14 protein-coding genes and 3 tRNA genes are annotated in these 15,579 nt (G+C 73.3%); 4 read left to right on the plus strand and 13 right to left on the minus strand.

Features of this window, described 5'->3' with window-relative positions:
- Positions 1-55: 55 nt before the first annotated feature.
- The 4 genes from RF644_RS02085 to RF644_RS02100 all read right to left on the minus strand — a co-directional run bounded on the left by RF644_RS02085 (position 56) and on the right by RF644_RS02100 (position 986).
- Positions 56-517 carry a hypothetical protein gene (locus RF644_RS02085; protein ID WP_133408932.1) on the minus strand — a complete coding sequence of 154 codons (462 nt, stop codon included), beginning with the start codon at positions 515-517 and terminating at the stop codon, positions 56-58.
- A gap of 107 nt (positions 518-624) precedes the next feature.
- Positions 625-697, minus strand: a tRNA-Phe gene (locus RF644_RS02090).
- A 63-nt stretch (positions 698-760) separates the two neighbouring features.
- Positions 761-834, minus strand: a tRNA-Asp gene (locus RF644_RS02095).
- A gap of 79 nt (positions 835-913) precedes the next feature.
- Positions 914-986: transfer RNA gene (locus RF644_RS02100), tRNA-Glu, on the minus strand.
- A 165-nt stretch (positions 987-1,151) separates the two neighbouring features.
- Between RF644_RS02100 and RF644_RS02105 the strand changes: the two genes are divergently transcribed.
- Entirely contained in the window at positions 1,152-1,496 is a 345-nt protein-coding gene (locus tag RF644_RS02105) for a metallopeptidase family protein (RefSeq protein WP_172604431.1), read from the plus strand.
- A gap of 10 nt (positions 1,497-1,506) precedes the next feature.
- On the opposite strand, the gene RF644_RS02110 is transcribed toward RF644_RS02105, so the two are convergent.
- Positions 1,507-2,586 (minus strand): universal stress protein, encoded by a 1,080-nt coding sequence (locus RF644_RS02110; RefSeq protein WP_368795163.1) that lies wholly within the window; start codon positions 2,584-2,586, stop codon positions 1,507-1,509.
- 180 nt (positions 2,587-2,766) lie between these two features.
- On the opposite strand from RF644_RS02110, the gene RF644_RS02115 reads away from it, so the two are divergent.
- Positions 2,767-4,128, plus strand: a complete 1,362-nt coding sequence (locus RF644_RS02115; RefSeq protein ID WP_368795164.1) for a D-arabinono-1,4-lactone oxidase — start codon at positions 2,767-2,769, stop codon at positions 4,126-4,128.
- A gap of 89 nt (positions 4,129-4,217) precedes the next feature.
- Here RF644_RS02115 and RF644_RS02120 read toward each other — a convergent pair whose 3' ends face one another.
- The 8 genes from RF644_RS02120 to RF644_RS02155 form a co-directional block, all read right to left on the minus strand.
- Positions 4,218-5,645, minus strand: a complete 1,428-nt coding sequence (locus RF644_RS02120) for an FAD-dependent oxidoreductase (RefSeq protein ID WP_368795165.1) — start codon at positions 5,643-5,645, stop codon at positions 4,218-4,220.
- A 99-nt stretch (positions 5,646-5,744) separates the two neighbouring features.
- Positions 5,745-6,728, minus strand: coding sequence for an ABC transporter permease (locus RF644_RS02125; RefSeq protein WP_368795166.1), 984 nt, complete (start codon positions 6,726-6,728; stop codon positions 5,745-5,747).
- A complete protein-coding gene (locus RF644_RS02130; RefSeq protein WP_017833018.1) occupies positions 6,718-7,491 on the minus strand; it encodes an ABC transporter ATP-binding protein in 774 nt (257 codons plus the stop codon). The genes RF644_RS02125 and RF644_RS02130 overlap by 11 nt, the downstream gene beginning before the upstream one ends.
- The gene (locus tag RF644_RS02135) at positions 7,488-8,624 is read right to left on the minus strand and encodes an ABC transporter substrate-binding protein (protein ID WP_368795168.1); all 1,137 of its coding nucleotides are present in this window, start codon (positions 8,622-8,624) and stop codon (positions 7,488-7,490) included. Before RF644_RS02135 ends, RF644_RS02130 begins: the two co-directional genes overlap by 4 nt.
- Position 8,625: 1 nt before the next feature.
- Positions 8,626-10,017, minus strand: a complete 1,392-nt coding sequence (locus tag RF644_RS02140) for a sulfate adenylyltransferase subunit 1 (protein WP_242630454.1) — start codon at positions 10,015-10,017, stop codon at positions 8,626-8,628.
- Positions 10,018-10,019: 2 nt separating this feature from the next.
- Positions 10,020-10,952, minus strand: a complete 933-nt coding sequence (gene cysD, locus RF644_RS02145; RefSeq protein WP_368795170.1) for a sulfate adenylyltransferase subunit CysD — start codon at positions 10,950-10,952, stop codon at positions 10,020-10,022.
- Between the two features lie 26 nt (positions 10,953-10,978).
- A complete protein-coding gene (locus RF644_RS02150; RefSeq protein WP_368795171.1) occupies positions 10,979-11,746 on the minus strand; it encodes a phosphoadenylyl-sulfate reductase in 768 nt (255 codons plus the stop codon).
- Entirely contained in the window at positions 11,743-13,437 is a 1,695-nt protein-coding gene (locus RF644_RS02155) for a nitrite/sulfite reductase (protein WP_368795172.1), read from the minus strand. Before RF644_RS02155 ends, RF644_RS02150 begins: the two co-directional genes overlap by 4 nt.
- A gap of 280 nt (positions 13,438-13,717) precedes the next feature.
- On the opposite strand from RF644_RS02155, the gene RF644_RS02160 reads away from it, so the two are divergent.
- A complete protein-coding gene (locus RF644_RS02160; protein ID WP_368795173.1) occupies positions 13,718-15,187 on the plus strand; it encodes an NCS2 family permease in 1,470 nt (489 codons plus the stop codon).
- On the plus strand, positions 15,184-15,573 hold the full coding sequence (locus RF644_RS02165; RefSeq protein ID WP_368795174.1) for a YchJ family protein: 390 nt from the start codon (positions 15,184-15,186) through the stop codon (positions 15,571-15,573). The genes RF644_RS02160 and RF644_RS02165 overlap by 4 nt, the downstream gene beginning before the upstream one ends.
- The last annotated feature ends 6 nt before the right edge of the window (positions 15,574-15,579 follow it).

The raw sequence follows: 15,579 nt of genomic DNA on the forward strand, positions 1-15,579 counted from the left end.
CCCGTCGGGGCCACCCGGGCCGGGCGACCTGCCCCCAGTCTAGACAGGCTGCTGATCAGTTCGAGGGGGTGGGCTCCGCGCACGCCCGGCGGAGCCAGTCGCCGACCGGCGCGAGCGTCCGCTGCAGATCGGCCAGCTCGGCGGGCTGCACGGACGGGCCCGCGGCGTCCAGGGCGGCCACGGCGTCCTCGAACGCGGGGCGCAGCTCGGCGGGCAGCCGGGAGGTGAGGTCCCGCACGGAGGCGGCCGCCCCCTGCGGGCGGAAGTGGGGGTCCGGCTCGTCGCCGGACAGCGGCACGAGGGTCAGCGCCGTGTAGGCGCTCGCCACGTCGAAGCAGGCCTCCGGTTCCGCGGTGGGCCCGGCCGGCACCGGGGCGGGCGAGCCCGCGGTCGGCTCGAGGACGAGCCCGGAGGACTGCGGGCCGGCGCCGCAGCCCGTGAGCGCCAGCAGGCTCAGGGCGGTCAGCGCGGCCGCTGCTGCCCCGCGGGGGCTCGGGCGACGGGGATACCGGATCACGGCTCCCAGGGTAGGGAGCGAACCTCCGTGTCCGCTGGCAGCGGGCGGCAGGGCCCCCGGCACGAAGAAACCGCCGGTCCCCTCGAGGGGACCGGCGGTTTCCGCGGTGGCTCCGACCGGCGTCGATCCGGTGACCTTACGATTTTCAGTCGTACGCTCTACCAACTGAGCTACAGAGCCCCGGCACATCCGCAGCGGATATGCCGCGACGGCGCCGCATCGACTCGATGAACGCCGTCTGAGCGACCCTGACGGGACTTGAACCCGCGACCTCCGCCGTGACAGGGCGGCACGCTAACCAGCTGCGCTACAGGGCCTTGCTGTTTCCAACGAGGATTGATCTTACCAGCATTCCTCGCCGGTTGTGCAAATCGGTGGGCGGACCCTCCGATCGCGTACCCCCAACGGGATTCGAACCCGTGTCGCCGCCGTGAAAGGGCGGTGTCCTAGGCCACTAGACGATGGGGGCCGGACACCCGCGTCGACGACCACGACCTCGGCGACCGAGGACCGTGACACGGGAGAAACCGAGTACAGCTTAGAGGCTCGCGCGGATCCCGCACAATTCCCGGTCCGCTCCCGGGGACCCAGCCGGCGCCCGGGCTCGTGGGGTAGGAAGGGGAGCGTGATCGAAATGACCCGCGAGGAGTTCGACGGCGCCGTCGACGACGCCATCGACCTGATCCCGGACGCCCTGTTCCGGGCGATGGACAACGTGGTGATCCTGGTCGAGGAGGAGCCGCCGGAGCACTCCCCCGGGCTGCTCGGCCTCTACGAGGGCGTGCCCCTGACCGCCCGGGACGGCGGGTGGGGCGCCGGCTCCCTGCCGGACCGGATCTTCGTCTACCGGGGTCCGCTGCAGCGCATGTGCGCGGAGCGCGAGGAGCTCGTGGAGGAGATCACGGTGACCGTCATCCACGAGGTCGCCCACCACTTCGGCATCGACGACGAGCGCCTGCACGAACTGGGGTGGGGCTGAACCGGCCCGCTCAGGCGTCCCAGGGGCGGATGTCGTCGGAGTCGAAGTCCTTGCGGGTCTCGATCCGCTCGTCGTAGCGGTCCGGGACGATCAGCACGGGCCCCGCGGCGTTGTGCAGCACGCCCTGCGAGGTGGAGCCCAGGAGCATCCCCGCGAAGCCGCCCCGGCCGCGCGTGCCCATCACCACCAGGCCGTTGCGCCGGGTCTGCTCGACCAGCACCTGCACCGGCGCGCCGTCCGCGAGCTCCGAGCCGATCTCCAGGTCGGGGAACCAGCTCTCGAGCCAGGCGACGCCGCCGTTGAGCGCCCGCGCGACGTCGTCGTACATCACCTCGAAGTCCACCGCCGTGGGCATCCACGCGAGCGCCCCGCTCACGGGCGGGAGCGCGCACAGCACCGTCAGGGGCACGCCGAGCAGGCGCGCCTCCTCCGCGGCGTAGAGCATGGCCGCCCGGGCCTGGGTGGAGCCGTCCGAGCCGACGACCACGCGGTCCACGAGGGCCCGGGTGCTCGTGAGCTCCTCCGCGCCCAGGTGCTGCTGCGCCCACGGCAGGGGGACCACGCCCGTGGGGCACTTCGAGTGCGCCGGCACCGCCGTGGAGACCGTGCCGAGCAGCCGGCCCAGCAGACCGCCCCGGCCGCGGGAGCCGAGGACCAGCAGCTCCGCCGTGCGGCTCAGCTCGAGCAGGGCCCCGGAGGGGTCCCCGGTCTCGACGGTCGCCCGCAGCTCGACCCCCACGTCACGGACCTGGTCCGCCGCGTGGTTCAGCAGCTCCTCGACGCCCTGGGTGAGGGAGGCCTCGTCCACGGTGGCGTAGCCGGTGTCGAACCCCGAGCCGGAGAACACGGGCAGGCTGTACGCGGTGACCAGCCGCACCGGACGACCGCGGCGGCGGGCCTCCCGGGCCGCCCACCGCAACGCCCCGAGGCTCTGCTCGGAGCCGTCGATGCCCACGACGATCTCCCCCGTGGCGTCGAGGGACCGGCTCTGCCCGCCGCCCGAGGGGACGCGGTCGCGCACCGCCTCCTCGCCCAGCGTGGTCTCGTGGGGCTCCTCGCGCTCCCGGTCCGGGGACGGGTGGTCGGTCATGGTGCTGCCTCCTGTGCGCGTCCTCGGTCCGCGGTGCTCCGGATCCCGCCGCGGGCTTCGCCTCCGATGGTACGCGCGGCGGGGCCGCAGGACGGGGTCATCGGGGGCGCCGGAGCGCCCCCGGGATGACATGATGAGGGCGCACTGTGCACCTGCCTGCGAGGAAGGACGGTCCCGCCGATGAGCGAGGTCTCGTTGCCCGACGCCCTGCCCGGCGAGACCGGGACGAGAGAGTGGGCCACGTGGGGCAGGACGCACTCCGTCACCCCCCGGCACGTGCTGCGCCCCACCTCGGTCCCGGAGCTCGCGGAGGGCGTCGCCGCCGCCGTGCGCCGCGGACTGGGCGTGCGCGCGGTGGGCTCCGGGTGCAGCTTCTCGGCCCTGCCCCTGGCCCCCGACGTCATGGTCGACCTCTCCGGGCTGTCCGGGCTGCCGGCCGTCGACCGGGAGAACCAGCGGGTCACGGTCCTCGCGGGCACCACGATCCGTGACCTGAACCAGGAGCTGGACGCCCACGGGCTGGCCGTGACCAACCTGCCGGACAGCGACTGGCAGACGGTCGCCGGCGCCGTCTCGACCGGCACCCACGGGACCGGCCTGGCCTTCGGCTCCCTCTCCCAGCAGGTGGTGGCCCTGAGCCTGGTCACGGCCGACGGCGAGCTGGTGGAGTGCTCCGCCGAGCAGCGCCCCGAGCTGTTCCAGGCCGCGCGCGTGGGCCTGGGCGCCATGGGGGTCCTCGCGAGCGTCACCCTGGTGTGCGAGCCGACGTTCCGGCTGCACGCGGCGGAGCTCAAGGAGCCCCTCGGCCAGCTCGTGGACACCCTGGGCAACCGGATGGCCGGGGCCGACCACTTCGAGTTCTTCTGGACGCCGGGCACCGCCACCGCCCAGACCCGGATCCTCACGCGCCTGCACAAGCTCCCGGACTCCTACACCCGGCCCGGCTCCCCCGTGGCCCGCACCGTGCGCCGGCTCGACGACGCCCTGCTGCGCAACACCCTCACCGCGGGGCTCAACCAGCTGGCCACGGCCCTGCCGCGCTCCACGCCGGGGCTCAACCGGCTCGACGCCCTCACGAACAGCCCGCGGCAGTACAGCGACCTGTCCTTTAGGGTGTTCACCGTGCCGCGCCGGACCCGGTTCGTCTCCTCCGAGTACGCCCTGCCGGTCGAGGAGCTCGTCGTGGCCTTCCGGGAGCTGCAGACGCTCATCGAGCGCCGCGACTACTCGTTCTCGCTCCCGGTGGACGTGCGCTGCGCCGCGGCCGAGGATGCCTGGCTCGCCCCCGCCCACGGCCGGGAGACCGGCTGGATCGCGCTGCGGCAGTACTGGCGCCGGTACGACCCGAAGGTGTTCGCCGCGGCCGAGGAGATCTTCGTGGCCCACGGCGGCCGCCCCCACTGGGGCACCGTGCACACGCAGGACGCCGAGTACCTGCGCTCCGTGTACCCGCGGTTCCAGGACTTCCTCGACGCCCGGGCGTCCGTGGACCCGGACGGGGTGTTCCTCAACGACCACGTCCGCGGGCTGCTGGGCCTGTAGGCCGGGGTCCGGCAACGCGAGGGGCCGCGCCCGGCAGGACGCGGCCCCTCGCGACACGGCGGTGCGGTGCCGCGGTGCGGTGCTGCGGCTCAGACGGGCGAGGAGACCGGCTCCGCCACGCCCTCGCGGGAGACGCTGACCATCTCCTCGCGCTCGACCACCTTGACGCGCTCGCGCGGGTTGCCCTCGGCGTCGTGCGAAGACTGGCCGAGGCTCTGCTCGTACTCGTCGAGGGCCAGCCACCCCTCCCAGGTGGTGTACTCGACGCCGCGGGCCTCGAGCACGTCGTTGACGGACCCGGGGTCCGGGCGGGTGGCGCCCGGCAGCACGGCGCGGTCCTCCAGGAGGTGGGTGACCGTCTCGAGGGCGTCGGACTTGGTGGCGCCGATCAGCCCGACCGGACCGCGCTTGATCCACCCGGTCGCGTAGAGGCCGTGCAGCACGGTCCCGTCCTCGGCCAGCACGCGGCCCTCGACGTTGGGGATCACGCCGCGGCCGTCGTCGAACGGCAGCTCGGGCAGGCGGGAGCCGAGGTAGCCCACCGCGTGGTAGACGGCCTGCACCGGGTAGTCGACGTACTCGCCGGTCCCGGACACGGAGCCGTCGCCGTTGAGGCGCGTCCGCTCCATGCGCAGCCCCGTGACCCGGCCGTCCTCCCCCAGCACCTCGCGGGGACTCTGCAGGAAGTGCAGGTGCAGCCGCCGGGAGGCGGTCTTCGGGGAGTCGTCGGCCCGCCACTTCTCGAGCGTCTTGACCATGACCTTGACCTGGTTGTTCTCGGCGATCGTCAGCTCGGAGCCCTCGTCGTACTGGAAGTCCTCGTCGTAGACGACGATGTCGACGTCCCGCGACTTGGCGAGCTCGCGCAGCTCGAGGGGGGTGAACTTCACCTGGGCGGGACCGCGGCGGCCGAAGATGTGCACGTCCGTGACCGGGGACGCCTTGAGCCCCTGGTAGACGTTGCCGGGGATCTCGGTGAGAAGCATGTCGTCGGCGTGCTTGGACAGCACGCGGGCGACGTCGAGGGCCACGTTGCCGTTGCCGATGACCGCGATCTCGCGGGCCTCGAGCGGCCAGGTGCGCGGGAAGTCCGGGTGGCCGTCGTACCAGGCCACGAACTCGGCGGCCCCGTGCACGCCCTGGAGGTCGTTGCCGGGGATGTTCAGCGGGGCGTCGTAGACGGCTCCGGTGGCGAAGATCACGGCGTCGTAGTGGGCGCCGAAGTCGGCGAGGGTCAGGTCCCGGCCGAACTCCACGTTGCCGAAGAAGCGGATGTCGCCGCGCCCGAGGATGGCGCGCAGCGCGGTGATGATGCCCTTGATCCGGGGGTGGTCGGGGGCCACGCCGTAGCGGATGAGACCGAACGGGGTCGGGTAGCGGTCGAACAGGTCGATGCTGACCTCGAGCTCCCCGTTCTTCACGGGCTCGGACTTGGTGAGCATGTCCGCGGCGTAGATGCCGGCCGGACCGGCGCCGATGATGGCGACGCGCAGGGGGCGGGTGGTGGTGTCAGCCACGTGGCTTCCTTTCGATTGCGCGCACGGCGTCCACCGCGCGCATCGTAGACCGGGTACAAGGGTAGTGAATCCGGCGCAGAATCTCCTGGGTGCGGAGGCTCACGAGCGGTGCCCGAGCAGCCCTCGCCCGCGCAGCAGGCGCCGTTCCACGGGGTTGAAGAACAGCAGCTCCACGAGGATGCCCACGGCGAGGATGGACAGCACGGCGACCATCACCACTGCCATGTTGGAGACCGTCCGGCCCTGCTCCAGCAGGGAGCCGAGGCCGAACCCGATGGAGCCGCCGATCGCGATGAGCTCGGCGCCCATGAGCGAGCGCCAGGAGAAGGCCCACCCCTGCTTGAGCCCGGCGAGGTACCCGGGCAGGGCCGCGGGGAGCACGACCTTGCTGGCCATGGTCCACCCCCGGGCGCCGAGCACGTGCCCGGCGCGGCGCAGTTGCGGCGGGATCTGGTCCACGCCCGCGAGCATGCCGTTGATGATGGAGGGGATGGCGCCCATGAGCACCACGAAGTACACCGTGGCGTCGGACAGGCCGAACCAGATGATCGCGGCGGGCACCCAGGCGATCGAGGGCAGCACCTGGAGCCCGGAGATGATCGGGCCCACGGCGTCGCGCAGCCCACGCCACTGGGCGATGAGCAGCCCCAGCGGCGTGGCGACCGCCGCCGCCACCAGGAAGCCGCTGATCCCCCGCCACAGGCTCGTTCCCAGGGCGCCCAGCACGGTGCCGTCGCCGACCAGCGCGCCGAACTGCCGGGCGACGTCCAGCGGGCCGGGCACGACGTCCGGGCGGGTGCCCAGGAGCGCGACGAGCAGCTGCCACAGCAGCAGGCCGGCCACCAGGGCCACCAGGGGCGGGGCGACCTTGGTGCGCAGCACTTCGCCGACCGAGGTCTTCCGGGTGCGCTCGGTCTGCAGCGCGTCGAGCCCGGCGAGCTCCTCACCGGTCCCGGCCGGGTCACCGGCCCGGTCCGGGGCGGGTCCGGGGACAGCCCGTTCCGCGCCGCGGCGGGGTGCCGGGGGCGCGGGCGCCACCGGCGGCGCGGCCGGGACGCCGGGCAGGGCGGTGTCATTTCGCATGGCGGCTGATCTCCTCGCGCAGACGTGCGGTGATGGTGCGGGTCAGCTCGCCGAGGGTGTCGTCGAGCGACTGCGCGCTGCCCTCGAAGCCGTAGGACTCGGGGTCCTTCCACGGGCGGGTGTCCCACTCCTGGACCACCTGACCGGGACGGGAGGACATCAGCAGCACCCGCTGGCCCAGCCGCACGGCCTCGGCGACGTTGTGCGTGATGAACACGATCGTCCGGCCGGTGGTGCGCCAGACGCGCAGCAGCTCCTCGTGCAGCAGGTCCCGGGTGATGGCGTCGAGCGCGGAGAACGGCTCGTCCATGAGCAGGACCTCCCGGTCCTGGGCCAGCGCCCGGGCCAGGGCCACCCGCTGGCGCATCCCCCCGGAGAGCTCGTGCGGGCGCTTGTCCGCCGCGTGCGGCAGCCGGACCAGCTCGAGCAGCTCCCCTGCCTGGTCCCGCCGCCGGGCGGTGGGGACCCCGCGCAGCTCGAGGGCCAGCTCCACGTTGCGCCGCGCCGTGAGCCAGGGGAACAGCGCGGCGTCCTGGAACATCAGGGCCGCGCCCTCCGCGGGGACCGTCACGGAGCCCTCCGTCGGCTCCTCGAGACCCGCGACGATGTTCAGCAGGGTGGACTTCCCGCAGCCGGAGGCACCGAGCAGCGCGACGAACTGCCCGCGCTCCACGTCGAGGTCCACGTCCTGCAGGACGGGACCGTCCTCGGGGGCGAAGCTCTTGCCGAGGCCGCGGAGCCGGATCGCGGTGGTGGTGCTCATGCGCCCCCCTCCGCGCCGGCGCGGGCACGGTCCAGGACCGTGGTGTCCACGAGCCCCTCGAGCGGGGCCTCCTCCGTGGTCCCTGCCGCCACGCCGTCGGCGAGCAGCTGCGGGTAGGTGTCCGCGAGGGGGTCGGTGGTCCACTCGATGGCCTCGAGCGCACCCGCGACCGTCGCCTCGGGCAGCGTCTCGGTCTGCGCGCTCTCCAGGCCCTCGTTCAGGGTGGAGGCCAGCAGCTCGGGCTCCGCCTCGTGCTCGTGCAGCCAGTCCACGGACCGCTGCAGACCGCGCACGAGCTCCTCGACGGTCTCCGGGTGGCGCTCGAGGTAGTCCTTGCGCACCACCAGGACGGTCGTGGGATAGCGCCCGTCCGCCCAGAGGTCCCGCTCGTCCACGAGGACCCGGGCGCCGTCCTGGACGGCACGGGTGGCCCAGGGCTGGGGCAGCCAGGCGCCGTCCACGCGGCCCTGCAGCAGCATCGGGATGGTCTGGCCGTTGGCCATGGGCGTGATCGCCACGGCGCGGTCCCCCTCGCCGTCGGCTTCGTACTCCTGCTCGGCAAGCCAGGTGCGCAGTGCCACGTCCTGGGTGCCGCCGAACTCGGGGCTCGCCACGGTGCGCCCGGCCAGGTCCTCCGGGCCCGTGACGTCGGGACCCACCACGAACTGCGCGCCGCCGGAGGCGGCGCCCGCGACCACGGCCAGCGAGCGGCCCTGGGAGCGGACGAAGGAGTTGATCGCCGGGTTGGGGCCCACGAACGCGGCGTCGATCGACCCGGCGTTCATCGCCTCCACCGCCGTGGGACCGCTGTTGAAGACCTGCGCGGACAGCGCCGTGTCCCCCAGCTCCTGGGCGAAGTAGTCGTTCTCCAGTCCGACGAGGGCGGGGCCGTGCGTGAGGTTGCCGAAGTAGCCCAGCCGCAGCTCGGCGGCGTCCGAGGTCTCGACCGCGTCCGCCTCCCAGGCCGCGAGCGTCCCGTTGCCGCGCAGCGCGGTGGCGGCGACCGTCAGGGCGGCCAGGAGCGCCAGCGCGGTCAGCACCAGCGGCCATCCCCGGCGGCGACGGCCCGAGGCGGCGCGCCCTCCGTCACCGGCGGTCACCGTGACGAGGGCGGGCGGCTGCTGCCCGCCCACCTCAGGCGTCCCGCACGAGCCCGGCGGCGAGCGTGTTGCCCGTGGCCGGGTCCACGACCAGGAAGGCGCCGGTGCGCCGCAGCCGGTCGTAGGGGTCGACGGGCAGCGGGGAGGCCAGCCGCAGCCGGACCCGCCCGATGTCGTTGAGCTCGAGGGTGCCGGCGTCCCGCAGCACCAGCTCCTCGAGGTCCAGCCGCCCCTCGAGCTCGACGACCATGGCCTGGACCGTGGCGGCGCCGTGCTTGACGAGCACGCGGGCGCGGGGCTGCAGGGGCCGCTCGCCGAGCCAGGCCACGGAGGCCACGAGGTCCCGGACGGGCTCCGGCAGCTCGTCGTCGGCGCTCGCGACGAGGTCGCCGCGGGCGATGTCGATGTCGTCGGCCAGCCGCAGCGTCACGGACAGCGGCGCCGCGGCCTCCGTGAGCTGCTCGCCGGGCAGGGGCGCTCCGGGGGCGGGCGCGGTGCCCGCCACGTCGATGCCGGTGACCGTGGTGCGCCGGCCCGCGGGCAGGACCACGACCTCGTCCCCGACCGCCACGGTGCCCGAGGCGATCTGGCCCGCGTAGCCGCGGTAGTCCCGCAGCCGCTCGGCGTCCGCGCCCGGGGCCGTGCCGCCCTGGGGGCGGATGACGTACTGGACGGGGAAGCGGAAGGGGCGGGCGGTGCCGCGGCCGGACTCGTCCACCGTGGGCAGCTCCTCGAGCACCCGCAGCAGCGGCCGCCCGGAGTACCAGGGGGTCCGCGCGGAGGGCTCCACCACGTTGTCGCCCTCGAGGGCGGAGACGGGCACCACGTGCACGTCCTCGACCCCCAGCCGGGCGGCGATGCCCGTGGCGTCCGCCGCGACCCGGTCGAAGACCTCCTGGTCGTAGTCGACGAGGTCGATCTTGTTCACGGCGACCACCACGTGCGGCACGCGCAGCAGGGACACGACGGCCAGGTGCCGCCGGGTCTGCTCGACCACGCCGTGCCGGGCGTCCACGAGGAGCACGACGGCGTCGGCCGTCGAGGCGCCCGTGACCGTGTTCTTCGTGTACTGCACGTGGCCGGGGCAGTCCGCGAGGATGAAGGAGCGGCGGTCCGTGGCGAAGTAGCGGTAGGCCACGTCGATCGTGATCCCCTGCTCCCGCTCGGCGCGCAGGCCGTCGGTGAGCAGGGCGAGGTCGAGCCGGCCCGTGCCCCCGCCGAAGCCGCGCTCGGCGGAGGTCCGGCCCACGGCCTCGAGCTGGTCGGCGAGGATCGCCTTGGCGTCGTGCAGCAGCCGGCCCACCAGGGTGGACTTGCCGTCGTCGACGGAGCCGGCGGTCGCGAAGCGGAACAGCGAGCCGGGATCGATCGTGGGGACGTGCTCGGCCGCGGGGGCGTGCCCGGTCACGGTGCTGGGGGAAGTCATGTCTAGAAGTACCCGTCCTTCTTGCGGTCCTCCATGGCGGCCTCGGAGATCCTGTCGTCCGCGCGGGTGGCCCCGCGCTCGGTGAGCGTGGACACGGCGACCTCGGCCACCACGTCGGCCACGGTGCGCGCCCCGGAGAGCACGGCGCCGGTGCAGGACATGTCCCCCACGGTGCGGTAGCGCACGGTCTGCCGCTCCACGGCCTCGGCCCCGGCCGGCGCCGAGAACTCGCCCACGGCCATCCACATCCCGTCCCGGCGGAAGACGTCCCGCTCGTGGGCGTAGTAGATGGGCGGCAGCTCGATGTTCTCGCGCTCGATGTAGCGCCAGATGTCCAGCTCGGTCCAGTTGCTGATGGGGAACGCCCGCACGTGCTGGCCGGGGGTGTGCCGGCCGTTGTAGAGGTTCCACAGCTCGGGGCGCTGGTTGCGCGGGTCCCACTGGCCGAACTCGTCGCGCAGGGACAGGATCCGCTCCTTCGCGCGGGCCTTGTCCTCGTCGCGGCGGCCGCCGCCGAACACGGCGTCGAACCGGTGCTCCGCGATGGCGTCCAGCAGCGGGAGGGTCTGCAGCGGGTTGCGGGTGCCGTCGGCGCGCTCGAGCAGCCGGCCGTCGTCGAGGTAGTCCTGCACGCTCGCCACGATCAGCCGCAGGCCGAGCCGCTCCACGGTGCGGTCCCGGAACTCCAGCACCTCTGGGAAGTTGTGGCCCGTGTCCACGTGCAGCACGGGGAACGGGATCCGCCCGGGCCAGAAGGCCTTGGCGGCCAGGTGCAGCATGACCACCGAGTCCTTGCCGCCGGAGAACAGCATGGCCGGGCGGTCGAACTCCGCCACGACCTCGCGCAGGATGTGGATGGACTCGGCCTCGAGCGCGTCGAGGCTGCTGTGCACGCCGGCCTCCGCGGGGGCCGGGGCGGTGGTGGGGGTGGTCACGTTCGCCTCCGTCGTGGTGGGTGCGCTCACAGGTGGATACCGCACTCGATCTTGTCCTGGCCGGCCCAGCGGCCCGCGCGCGGGTCCTCGCCCGGGGCGGTGGGCCGCGTGCAGGGGGCGCAGCCGATGGAGAGGTAGCCCTCCGCCATCAGCGGGTTCGTCGGCACGCCGTGGTTCTGCGACCACTCGACGAGGTCGTCGAGGCTCCAGCGCACCATGGGGTTGACCTTGACGAGCTTGTGGGTCTCGTCGAAGGTCACCATCGGGGCGTTGGTGCGGGTCCAGGACTCGTCCCGGCGCACGCCGGTGAACCAGACCTCGTAGCCCTCCAGGGACTTCTTGAGCGGGGCCACCTTGCGGATCGCGCAGCACAGGCCGGGGTCGCGGGCGAAGAGGTCCTTGCCGTGCTTCTCGTCCTGCTCGGCCACGGTCAGCTCCGGGAGGGCGTCGACCACGGTGATGTCGAGCATGTGCGCCACGGCGTCCCGGGTGCCGATGGTCTCCGGGAAGTGGTAGCCGGTCTCGAGGAACAGCACGTCCACGCCGGGCAGCTGCTCGGCGACCAGGGCCGGGAGCACGGCGTCGGCCATCGAGCAGGCCACGGTGACGCTGCGCAGGTCGAAGTTCTCCGCGACCCAGCGGATGGCCTCCTCCGTGGAGGCCTCCCCCTCGGCCGGGACCCGGCCCTCGGCGTCGAGCTCCGCGTGCAGGGCCGCGGCGCCGGCCGCCGCGAGGTCGCGCAGCTGCTGCTCGTCGCGCAGGGCGGGGCGGGTGCCCGTTCCGGTGCCGGTCATGCCAGTTCACTCTCCTCGACCCGGTGGGTCCACTCGGCGAAGCTCTCGTCCTCGGCGCGCTGGGCCAGGAAGCGCCGGACCAGCCGCTCCACGTAGTCGGCCAGGTCGTCCTGGAACACCTTCAGCCCGCGCACGGTCCGGCCCAGGCCGGCCTCCGCGCGGTCGTCGGCGGCGAGCCCGCCGCCCAGGTGGACCTGGTAGCCGGGCTTCTGCCCGCCGTCCTCGGTGGGCAGCAGCTGGCCCTTGAGCCCGATGTCCGCGGTCTGGATGCGGGCGCACGAGTTGGGGCAGCCGTTGACGTGCATCGAGATGGGGTGGGGCAGCTCCACGCCGTCGAGCCGCCGCTCGAGCTCGTCGATGGTGTCCGAGGCGGTCTGCTTGGTCTCGACGATCGCGAGCTTGCAGTACTCGATGCCGGTGCACGCCACGGTCGAGCGGCGGAACGCGGAGGGCCTCGCCTGCAGGTCCAGGGCGTCGAGGTCGGCGACGGCGCTCTCGACGTCGGCCTCCTCGATGTCGAGCAGCACGAGCTTCTGGTGCGGGGTGGTGCGCAGCCGGTCGGAGCCGTACTTCGCCATCACGTCGGCGAGGGCCAGCAGCTTCGCCCCGGAGACGCGGCCCACGCGCGGGGCCACGCCGATGTAGAACCGGCCGTCCTTCTGCCGGTGCACGCCGATGTGGTCGCCGGGGACGGCCGCCTTCTCCGGCGCGGGGCCGTCCGCGAGCGCGTAGCCGAGGTACTCGTCCTGGAGCACCTGCCGGAACTTCTCCGGGCCCCAGTCCTGGACCAGGAACTTCAGCCGGGCGCGGTTGCGCAGCCGCCGGTAGCCGTAGTCGCGGAAGATGCTCGTGACGCCCTTCCACACCTCGGGGGCCTGCTCCTCGGTCACGAACGCGCCGAGGCGCTTGCCGAGGAACGGCACCACGGACAGGGCGCCGCCGACCCACAGGTCGTAGCCGGGGCCGAGCTCGGGGTGGACCACGCCCACGAGGGCGCAGTCGTTGATCTCGTGCACCACGTCCAGGGACGGGTGGCCGGTGATCGCGGTCTTGTACTTGCGCGGCAGGTTGGAGAACTCCGGGGAGCCGATCCAGGTGGACTTGATCCGCTCGATCACCGGGGTGGGGTCGATGATCTCGTCCTCGGCGATCCCGGCGAGCGGGGAGCCCAGGATCACGCGCGGCACGTCCCCGCACGCCTCGACGGTGTCCAGGCCCGCGTCCTCGAGCCGGCGCCAGATCTCGGGGACGTCCTCCACCCGGATCCAGTGGTACTGGATGTTCTGCCGGTCCGTGATGTCGGCCGAGTCCCGGGCGAAGTCCGCGGAGATCTGCCCGAGCACCCGCAGCTGCTCGCGGGTCAGGGCCCCGCCGTCGAGCCGGACGCGCATCATGAAGTACTCGTCCTCGATCTCGGCGTCGGACAACGAGCCCGTGCGCCCGCCGTCGATGCCCGGCCGGCGCTGGGTGTAGAGGCCCCACCAGCGGAAGCGCCCGTGCAGGTCCTGGGGGTCGATCGAGGCGAAGCCGTGCTTCGAGTAGACCTCCTCGATCCGGGTGCGCACGTTGAGCCCGTCGTCGGCCTGCTTGAAGACCTCGTTCGGGTTCAATGGGTCCCGGCCGTCGACCTTCCACTGCCCCTCGGGCTTCGGCTTCCGGGCAGCGCGGGGCGCGCGCGTCGTCTGTGTCATGCGCTCGATTGTTCGCGCGTCCCGCTGGACAGTCACGCCGGTCGTCACAAACCGCCACGAACCGTCGTGACGGGACACAGGGGTGGACACGGGGCCCGATGTGTGCAAGGAAGTCGGGCCGGCGTCGTCTCGACGGGGGCCCGGCCCGGCGGGGACGGGCCCCGGCGCGCCCGGACGCGGGGAGGTAGTGTCGTCCCGGTGGCACGCCGGTGCCGCCGTCAGCCCGGGAGCGTCCCCTGTGGAGTCGTGCTCCCTCCCGTCGAGTGCCTGAAGGACCGCCATGGCATCCTCCGCTTCCGTCTCCACCGAGACTCCCTCCGGTCCGCCGCGCAACGGCCTGGACCGCTTCTTCAAGATCAGCGAGCGCGGCTCCTCGGTGACGAGCGAGGTCCGCGGCGGCGTGGCGACGTTCATCGCGATGAGCTACATCGTGGTCCTCAACCCGCTGATCCTCGGCTACGGCCCGGACGGCGCCGGCAACGTCCTGGGCGGCGAGCGCGTCGCCGCCGTGACGGCGCTCGTCGCCGGGGTGCTGACGATCCTCATGGGCGTCGTGGCCCGCGCCCCCTTCGCGATCGCCACGGGCCTGGGCGTCAACGCGTTCCTCGCCGTGACGATCGTGACCACCCCGCAGCTCACGTGGCCCCAGGTGATGGGGCTGGTCGTGTGGGCGGGCCTGATCATGTTCGTCCTGGTGCTCACCGGCTTCCGCACCGCCGTGTTCAACGCCGTGCCGGCGTCCCTGAAGACCGCCATCGTGGTGGGGATCGGCCTGTTCATCGCCCTGATCGGCTTCGTGAACGCCGGCTTCGTGCGCCGCATCCCGGACGCCGCCGGCACCACCGTGCCCGTGCAGCTCGGCGACGGCGGGACGCTGCTGGGCTGGCCCATGCTCACGTTCGTGGTCGGCCTGCTCCTGACCGTGGCCCTCATCGTCCGCAACGTCCGCGGCGCGATCCTGATCGCCGTGGTCGCCACCACGATCCTCGCCCACGTGCTCGAGGCGGTCGTCCCGTCCGGCTCCTCCGTGGACGCCCCCACCGGGTGGTCGCTCGTCGTGCCCGCGGCCCCCACCTCCTTCGTGGCGCTGCCGGACCTCTCCCTCGTGGGCTCGGCCGCCCCGCTCGAGGCGTTCCGGAGCCTCGGGGCGCTCGCCGCGGCGCTGCTGATCTTCACGATCCTGCTCTCCATCTTCTTCGACGCGATGGGCACGATGGTCGGGCTCTCCCAGCAGGCCGGGCTCGTGGGCCGCAACGGGCAGATCCAGAACGTGGACAAGATCCTGCTGGTGGACGCCGCCGGTGCGATCGCCGGCGGCGCGGGCTCCGTGTCCTCCAACCAGATCTTCGTGGAGTCCTCCACCGGCATCGCCGACGGCGCCCGCACCGGCCTGGCCAACGTGGTCACCGGCGTGCTGTTCCTGCTCGCCATGTTCATCACCCCGCTGGTCAACGTGGTGCCGTTCGAGGCCGTGGCCCCGGCCATGGTCGTGGTGGGCTTCCTCATGGCCAAGCAGGTCGTGCGCATCGAGTGGGACGACTGGGGCCTGTCCGTGCCGTCCTTCCTGACGTTCGCCGTCATGCCGTTCACCTACTCGATCGCGGACGGCATCGGCGCGGGCTTCGTCTCCTACGTCTTCATCCGCCTCGTGCAGGGCCGCGGCAAGGAGGTCCACCCGCTCATGTACGTGGTGGCGGCGGCCTTCGTGGTGTTCTTCGGCAAGGGCGTGGTCGAGGGCTGGATGGCGTGATCGACGACGACGCCCGCTGCCCCTGCGGCACCGGGGAGACCTACGGCGCGTGCTGCGGGCGCTTCCACGGCGGCCGCCCGGCGCCCACGGCCGAGCTGCTGATGCGCTCGCGGTTCAGCGCCTTCGCCGCCGGGGACGAGGCCTATCTGCTGGCCACGTGGCACCCGCGCACCCGCCCGGGGTCCGTGGACCTGGACCCCGCGCTGCGCTGGACCCGGCTCGACGTCCACGGGGTGACGGGCGGCGGCCCCTTCGACGACGAGGGGTGGGTGGACTTCACCGCGCACCGGCGCGGCCCGGACGGGGCCCGGGGGGCCCAGCGGGAGAACTCCCGGTTCCGGCGCGAGGGCGGCCGGTGGTACTACGTGGACGGCGTGCTCGCCTGAGCCTTC

It is taken from the genome of Kocuria sp. CPCC 205258, assembly GCF_040981005.1.
Classification (GTDB): Bacteria; Actinomycetota; Actinomycetes; order Actinomycetales; family Micrococcaceae; genus Kocuria; species Kocuria rosea.

Bases quoted from the DNA above. Each gene is read 5' to 3' on its own strand.
- RF644_RS02105 (WP_172604431.1), top strand. From the start codon at position 1,152: ATGACCCGCGAGGAGTTCGACGGCGCCGTCGACGACGCCATCGACCTG.
- RF644_RS02110 (WP_368795163.1), bottom strand. From the start codon at position 2,586: ATGACCGACCACCCGTCCCCGGACCGGGAGCGCGAGGAGCCCCACGAG.
- RF644_RS02115 (WP_368795164.1), top strand. From the start codon at position 2,767: ATGAGCGAGGTCTCGTTGCCCGACGCCCTGCCCGGCGAGACCGGGACG.
- RF644_RS02125 (WP_368795166.1), bottom strand. From the start codon at position 6,728: ATGCGAAATGACACCGCCCTGCCCGGCGTCCCGGCCGCGCCGCCGGTG.
- RF644_RS02130 (WP_017833018.1), bottom strand. From the start codon at position 7,491: ATGAGCACCACCACCGCGATCCGGCTCCGCGGCCTCGGCAAGAGCTTC.
- RF644_RS02140 (WP_242630454.1), bottom strand. From the start codon at position 10,017: ATGACTTCCCCCAGCACCGTGACCGGGCACGCCCCCGCGGCCGAGCAC.
- RF644_RS02150 (WP_368795171.1), bottom strand. From the start codon at position 11,746: ATGACCGGCACCGGAACGGGCACCCGCCCCGCCCTGCGCGACGAGCAG.
- RF644_RS02155 (WP_368795172.1), bottom strand. From the start codon at position 13,437: ATGACACAGACGACGCGCGCGCCCCGCGCTGCCCGGAAGCCGAAGCCC.
- RF644_RS02160 (WP_368795173.1), top strand. From the start codon at position 13,718: ATGGCATCCTCCGCTTCCGTCTCCACCGAGACTCCCTCCGGTCCGCCG.